General features: G+C 69.2%; 7 protein-coding genes. All 7 read right to left on the minus strand.

From position 1 onward, the window contains the following. Window positions 1-49: 49 nt before the first annotated feature. Entirely contained in the window at window positions 50-1,315 is a 1,266-nt protein-coding gene (locus AUL34_RS20120; protein ID WP_061938009.1) for a c-type cytochrome, read from the minus strand. Beyond that, window positions 1,312-1,953 (minus strand): cytochrome c oxidase assembly protein, encoded by a 642-nt coding sequence (locus AUL34_RS20125; protein WP_061938023.1) that lies wholly within the window; start codon window positions 1,951-1,953, stop codon window positions 1,312-1,314. Before AUL34_RS20125 ends, AUL34_RS20120 begins: the two co-directional genes overlap by 4 nt. After that, window positions 1,950-2,330, minus strand: a complete 381-nt coding sequence (locus tag AUL34_RS20130; RefSeq protein ID WP_061938012.1) for a hypothetical protein — start codon at window positions 2,328-2,330, stop codon at window positions 1,950-1,952. Before AUL34_RS20130 ends, AUL34_RS20125 begins: the two co-directional genes overlap by 4 nt. Window positions 2,331-2,495: 165 nt before the next feature. After that, window positions 2,496-5,030 (minus strand): cytochrome c oxidase subunit I, encoded by a 2,535-nt coding sequence (gene ctaD, locus AUL34_RS20135; protein ID WP_061938026.1) that lies wholly within the window; start codon window positions 5,028-5,030, stop codon window positions 2,496-2,498. 23 nt (window positions 5,031-5,053) lie between these two features. Beyond that, window positions 5,054-6,064 (minus strand): cytochrome c oxidase subunit II, encoded by a 1,011-nt coding sequence (locus AUL34_RS20140; RefSeq protein WP_061938013.1) that lies wholly within the window; start codon window positions 6,062-6,064, stop codon window positions 5,054-5,056. Window positions 6,065-6,278: 214 nt separating this feature from the next. Beyond that, window positions 6,279-6,461 (minus strand): Rmf/CrpP family protein, encoded by a 183-nt coding sequence (locus tag AUL34_RS20145; RefSeq protein ID WP_061938017.1) that lies wholly within the window; start codon window positions 6,459-6,461, stop codon window positions 6,279-6,281. Between the two features lie 94 nt (window positions 6,462-6,555). Further along, window positions 6,556-6,825, minus strand: a complete 270-nt coding sequence (locus AUL34_RS20150) for a hypothetical protein (protein ID WP_061938020.1) — start codon at window positions 6,823-6,825, stop codon at window positions 6,556-6,558. Window positions 6,826-6,955: the final 130 nt, after the last annotated feature.

A 6,955-nucleotide genomic window follows, 5' to 3' on the forward strand; every position in this document is an offset into this window, starting at 1 on the left:
CCCCCCCCCCCCCCCGCGAGCCCCCATGGGTAAGGCTTGCGGGCGCTTCTCAGTCGCCGCGCCGCGAATACCAGAGGGCAAGCGCGTCGATCTGCTCCTCCGTCAGGTTGATCGCAATCGTCTCCATGATGTGGGCGAGCGGCGTGCCGCCGCGATGGCGGTCCTTCCACATCTGGAGATGGGTCGCGGTGTACCATTCCGGCAGGCCGTCGAGGCGCGGATAGAGCGGGTTCTTCGCCGTCCCCTCGCCGCTGTGGCAGGTCTGGCAGGCCGCGAGCTTCTGGCGGGGCAGCCCCTCTTCGGCGATGCGCCGGCCGAGTTCCATGAGGCCGCTCGTGGACACGGGATAGCCGTGCGCGGCGGACGGATCGTTGGCGGCCGCCGGTCCCGTCGGCACCGGCTCGTCGGCGGGGGCGTCCGGGCCGATGTGCCCTCGCGGCAGGCGCACCGCGCCCTCATAGCCGATCGCCACGCCCTGCGGCCGGCCCAAAGGCTCGGCCGGCGCCGGCAGGGGCGGCTGCGCGGCGTAGTGGGCGGCAAGGCGCCGCAGCGTCGCCTCGTCGTGGATGCCGGCGGCGGGCGTCATGATGCCGCTCTGGCGCGTTCCCGACGAGAAGGCCTGCAGCGTCTGGAAGAGATACGCCTCCGACTGGCCGCCGATCGGCGGGAAGCTGCCGGCCGGCCCGACGCCGCTCCCGTCCTCGCCGTGGCAGCGGGCGCAGTCGGCGAGCGCCGTGTCGCCGGCCTGACCCAGCGCCTGAAGGCCGGGGCGTCCCGGCTCGACACTGGCCTTCCCGTAGGCGAGTTCGCGGTAGCGCTCAGGCGTCATGTCGGGGAGCGCGCGCAGGAACGCGACGAGCGCCCAGACCTCGTCCGGCCGGTCTTGCGTCGACCAGGAGGGCATGCCGGAATACTTGATGCCGTGCTGGCCGATCCAGAACAGCTCGCGGTCGCGCCACTTGGCCACCTGTCCCTCGAGCCGCGGCACCGGCGGCATCATGGCGCGCGCCACCGGCGTCTGCTCCTCGCCCGGCGCGCCGTGGCACGGCGCGCAGCCGCTGGCGAAGTGGCCCGCCGTGCGCTGGATCAGGAGCGGGTCCTCGAGCGACACGTCGTCGGGCTTCGAAATGCCGAGCGATTGCGTGTCGACGGCGCGCTGCAGGGTCCAGTGCAGGAACCACTCCACCGGCGGGAAATGGCCGGTGTTGGCGGCGACCGAGACGAGGCCCGAGCCGCCGACGAGAAGCGCGGCACCGAGCGCCGCGAACGGGGCGGCGACGAGATGCCAGGGGCGGATCGTGAGTGTCCATTTCATGCCGGCACCTCGCGCTTTTCGTTGAGGATCCGGGCCAGCAGCGACAGGCCGCCGACGAGATAGGCCGCGCCGCCGACGAGCAGCATCAGGACGCCGCCGAGCTGCTGATCCTCCAGCGGGGTCAGGGTGGCCAGCGGCGAGCAGAGGTCGCCGCAGGCATAGAGCGGGCGCGGCGCGAAGAGGAGAAGCGCGCCGAGCAGCGTCATGTGCATCGAGGTCATCAGAAGCGCCGCGACGCCCGCCGCCCGCGCCCCTCGCGCGCCTCCGGCCGTGCCGAAGGCGGCCGTCCAGACGAGAAGGCCGGCGGTCAGGAAGGAGGCCTGTTCGAGAACGAGCACCCAGGTTTCGCGACGGGCCGCGTCGTGAAGCGCCGGCGCATGCCAGAACCAGACCAGCGAGAATTCGGCGAGCGCCGCTAGGAGCGCGAAGCGCGCCGAGACGCGGGCGCCCAACCAAGGCGCCGAGCGCATCAGCCCAAAGGCGAGGATGGGCGCGGCCACCGCGACGAGACCCATATGGAGGATCATGTGCGCGGCGAACGAGGTCTCGGCGCGCCCGACCAGCGGTCCCGCCCAGAGGACCGCGAGCAGAGCGAGGCCGAAGGCCAGCGGGCCGTGCCGCGAGACGACCGGGCTCACCGGCAATCCACCACGAGAAGAGCCGGCAGCGCGGTGAAGATGATCGCCAGGAAGGACAACCCTGAGAGAAGCGCGGACGCCAGTTCCATCTGCCGCTCGCGGTCCTCGTCGGTCGGCTGGTCGTGCGGTGGCTTGCCGCCCGCCTGTCGCCACTCGCGCCACGCCCGGAAGCCGGCGAACCAGCAAAAGAGGAGGCTGAGGACGGTCGCCACCCCGATCGCCGCGCGCACGCCCCCGATCGCCTTGAAGATGTCGGCATTCGGCGCGCAGGCGACTGCGGTTGCGACGTAGCAGAACAGGAAGTGCAGCGCCCAGACGGTGGGCGTCGCGATCATGGTGACGAGGGAATCGCGCGTGCCGCGCCGGAGGCCGAACATCTCAGAATGACCTTCGAAATCGCCGGGCGGAGGGCAGCGGAGGGATTTTCGTCGCGGACAAGGCGCCGAGCGCAGTCGATGCTGGCGGCATCGAAGAGCATCGGCAACGCAGCTCGGCGGGGAAAGGACCCCGTTGCCCGACCCCGGAGGTTTTGAAGGTCATTCTTACCCCCCTGCGACGAGCGGGAAATAGGCGATCGTCGCCACCGTCACGAGGCCGGTCGCGCCGGCGAAATGCCAGTAGAGCGTGACGTTGGACAGGTCGATGTCATGGCGCGGCGTGAGCTTGCCCGCGAAGGAGCGCGCAAGGCAGTAGCCGGCCATCAGCGTCCCGACGAAGGCGTGGATCGCCGTCCAGATGGCGAGGATCCAGACGGTTGCGGGATAGACGTGGGCGGTCGGCTGGAGGCCCGTCGCATGCGGCCCCCAGAGGAGCGCCGCCCCCGCGGCGAGCGAGGCCACGAAACACACGGCGAGAAGGGCGCGCGCGCCGAGGACCCCGCCGCCCTTCAGGACCTTGTGCGACAGGAGGCAGGCACCCCAGGCGAGCGCGAAGAGCGCCAGTGAGACGGTGGGCCAGAGGGTGCCCGGCCCCGTCGTGCCGGCGGGCGGGAAGTCGGCATGGACGGTGAAGAAGAAATAGTAGCCGAAGAGCAGCGACAGGAAGGCCGTGGCATCGCCCAGCATGGTGATGAACATCGCCCACCACGACACCGAGTGCGGACCGGAGACGTAGGTCGGCAGCTCCAGCCCGAGCCCGACATATTTCGTCTCCTTCTCCGGGATGACCGCCGTCGCCTTCCAGAGCCAGAACAGGATCACGGCGATGGCGACGACGAGCGCCGCGATCGTGACCGTCCAGAGATGGAAGGTCGCGGCGATGAAGCAGGCCCCGAGGAAGATCGCCGCCCACATCGGCACGAAGGAGGGTCCGGGCACGCGCAGGCACTGGATCGGCTCGGCGTCCAGCACGCTCGTCACCAGCGTCTCGCGCTTTCCTTCCTCGGCATCGGGCAGATAGAAGCGCCCCTTGTCCATGTCGTCGACGAAGCCCGGCTGGTCCCACAGAGGATAGCGCGACTTCACGATCGGCACGGAGCGCACGCCCCATGGCTGGTCGGGGATTTCGCCCGACCATTCGATCGTGCCGGCGTTCCAGGGGTTGCGGTCGGCGTAGGGGTCCTTGCGCGGACGCAGCATGTCGGCGACCACGGTGAGGAAGCCGGCGGCGAAGATGAAGGCACCGACCGTCGAGATGAGGTTCGGGATCTCGAGCCCGAGTTGCGCGGGATAGGTGTAGACCCGGCGCGGCATGCCGATCATGCCGGAATAGTGCATCGGGAAGAATGCGACGTTGAAGCCGATGAACATCAGCCAGAACGCGATCTTGCCCGCCTTGTCGTGGAGCTTTCGCGAGGAGACGATCGGCCAGTAGTAGTAGATGCCGGCGACGATCGGGAAGAGGACGCCCCCCAAGATCACGTAGTGGAGATGCGCCACCACGAAATAGGTGTCGTGGACCTGCCAGTCGAAGGGCGCGAGCGCCACCATGACGCCGGTGAGGCCGCCGAGCACGAAGATGCCGAGCGCCCCCGAGACGAAGAGCATCGGCACGGAGTAGATGACGTTGCCGGCAAGGCAGGTCGCGAGGAACACGAAGATCTGGACGCCCGTCGGGATCGCGACGGCCTCCGAGGCCGCCGAGAAGAAGCCGAGCGAGATCGCCGGCAGGCCCGTCGTGAACATGTGGTGGACCCAGAGCCCGAAGCTCAGGAACCCGGTGCCGACCGCCGCCAGCACGATCCAGGAGTAGCCGAGCAGCGGGCGCCGCGCGAAGGTCGGGATGATCATCGCCAGCAGCGCGATCGCCGGCAGGAAGATGATGTAGACCTCGGGGTGGCCGAAGATCCAGAACAGATGCTGCCAGAGCATCGGGTCGCCGCCGCGCGTCGGGTCGAAGAAGGGCCAGTCGAACAGGCGCTCCATCTCGAACAGGATGTCGCCCGCGATCAGCGGCGGGAAGGCGAAGAGGATCATCGCCGCCACGACCAGGACGTACCAGGCGTAGAGCGGCATCAGGTTGAGCCGCATGCCGGGCGGGCGGCACTTCAGCGCCCCGACGATCAGCTCCACGGCCGCCGCGATCGACGCCACCTCGATGAAGGAGAGGCCGAGCAGCCAGATATCCGCGCCGTAGCCCGGCGTGAACCGCGCCTGGGTGGTCAGCGGCGGATACATGAACCAGCCGGAATTGGGCGCCTGGCCGAAGAAGATCGAGCCGCAGACGAAGATACCGCCGATCAGGAAGCACCAGTAGCCGAAGGCCGAGAGGCGCGGGAACGGCAGGTCGCGCGCGCCGAGCATCTGCGGCAGGAGGATGACCGCCACCGCCTCGAAGATCGGGACGGCGAAGAGGAACATCATCACCGTGCCGTGCAGCGTGTACACCTGGTTGTACATCGTCGCCGACAGGAAGTCGTTCTCCGGCACCGCCAGCTGCACGCGGATCAGGAGGCCGAGGACGCCTGCAAACAGCATGAAGGCGAAGGAGGTGACGGTGTACCAGACACCCACGGTCGTGTTGTTGACGTCGGACCAGTAGCGCCAGCCGGGCGGGGTCTCCCACACCTTGATGAGGCGCTCCTGCTGCCCCCGGCGGACGGCCTCGTCCTCCTGGTCGGGGTCTCCCGGGCGGCGCATGGCGTTCAACTCGGCGGCGGCGCTCATTTCAGGGCCTCCAGCCACTCCGCCATCGCGCGGGTCTGATCCTGCGGGAGTGTCGCGAAGGATGGCATCTGGACGCCCGGCTTCTCGTGTTCGGTCAGCGCGATGAAGCGCTGGATGTTGTCCGCGGTGACGGGCAGGATGCCGGCTCCCAATGTTTCACGTGAGCCAAGGTGGGTGAGGTCGGGACCGACGAGGCCGGCCGACGCCGTGCCGCGCACCTGGTGGCAGGCGCCGCAGCCATTGGCCTCGAAGGCGAGCCGGCCGGGATGATCGACGAGGCTGGCGGGCGCGCGCTCGGCCTCGACGCGGGCCGCGAACTCGGCCTCGGAGACCACCTTCACCACGAAGCGCATCTGGGCGTGGGCGTCGCCGCAGAACTCGGCGCAGATGCCGTGGAACGTGCCGGTGCGGGTCGGCTCCAGGACGAGGCGGGTGACGCGGCCGGGGATCGTGTCGACCTTGCCGGCAATGTTGGGCACCCAGAAGGAATGGATGACGTCGGGGCTGGACAGGAGGATCTCGGAGCGCCGGCCGACGGGAATCCAGAGCTCGTTCGCCGACGGCACGCCCTCGCCCGACAGCGCCTTGGCGACACCCGGCGTGTCGGGTGCCTCGTAGTGGACGCGCCACCAGAAGCGTTCGCCCGACACGGCGATGCGCGGCCCGTCGGCGGGCGCGCGAAAGCCCGGCATCATCTGGAGACCGAAGACGAGGAGCGCGGTCAGCACCACGACCGGAAAGGCGACGCCACCCCAGACGATCAGCCGCGTACCGGTGCGCTCGCTATGGGCTTTCGGGTGCGCCTTGGTGGCATAGACCGAGACGCCCATCACGAAGAGCCAGATGAGGACGGCGCCGCCCAGCATCCACCAGAAGAGGCGCAGCACTTCGACCGATTCCGTCCCTGCCGGATCGAAGGTCGATTGCGGGCCGCGGCAGGCCGACAGCACGGCGGCGGCCCCAAGAACGCAGCCGAGGCGCGCGATCGCCCGGATCGAGGTGTGCAAGCGCTTCAGGTTCGGCCCCCATGCTCGGACCGACGAGGCGCCCCCGCGCCGCGATCCCCCTCACGTGAGCGGCCGCCGACGCGTCCGATCCCGTTGCCGGGAACACATATGGCGCACGATGCATTCCGACAGGCCGGCGCGCGGCAAGCCGTGACGAATACGGGCGAGGCCAGCGGAATACCGCCGGCCTCGCGAAATCGTGTTCAAAACCCGTTCAGTGACGCGGTTCGGCCTCGGGCGCGGCATGGCCGTGGTCGGCGGGACGGGCGTTCAGCCCCTGCGTCCAGCCTTCCATCCATTCGGTGCGCAGCGTCGAGCCCACGGGATATTCGCAGGCCGACTTCGGCACATTGTTCTGGAAGGCGAGCTTGCCCTGCTGGAATGCATCGGTTGCCATGGTTCCCGGCTCCTCTCCGTTTGCATGTGCGACAAAACGGATCAGCGGCCCGTCCGTTCCCGGACAAGCCCCAGGGGATGGCGGCAGGCGGCCGCTAGATGCGCAGGCCGGTTCCGAGCCCCATCGAGGCGAGGATCAGCGCCGGGTCGGCGTCCGCCTCGCTCACCGAGATGCCGAGCCCGTCGCGCACCGCCATCACGGCGATCTCGGCGTCCGCCGTGTCGGGAACGTCGAAGATCCGAACGCTTTCGGGGGCGAGGTCGTCCTCGTTCCGGCAACGCCGCGCGTGGCTGCGGGCATCGACCACGGAACGGAAGGCCTGGAACTTGCTGATGTCCTCGTAGTCCATTCGCACAACGAACATTTCTTGGGCCTCCGTTGCAGTTGCGGAAAAGTTAAGCATGGCTCGCCGCGATCGCCAAGCGAAACTCTCGTGACAGCCTCGAGCCGATGGTGCGGCTTGTGGCGGGGCGATGCGTTGCGGCTTGCACGCG

Source organism: Aureimonas sp. AU22, from assembly GCF_001463745.1.
Classification (GTDB): domain Bacteria; phylum Pseudomonadota; class Alphaproteobacteria; order Rhizobiales; family Rhizobiaceae; genus Aureimonas.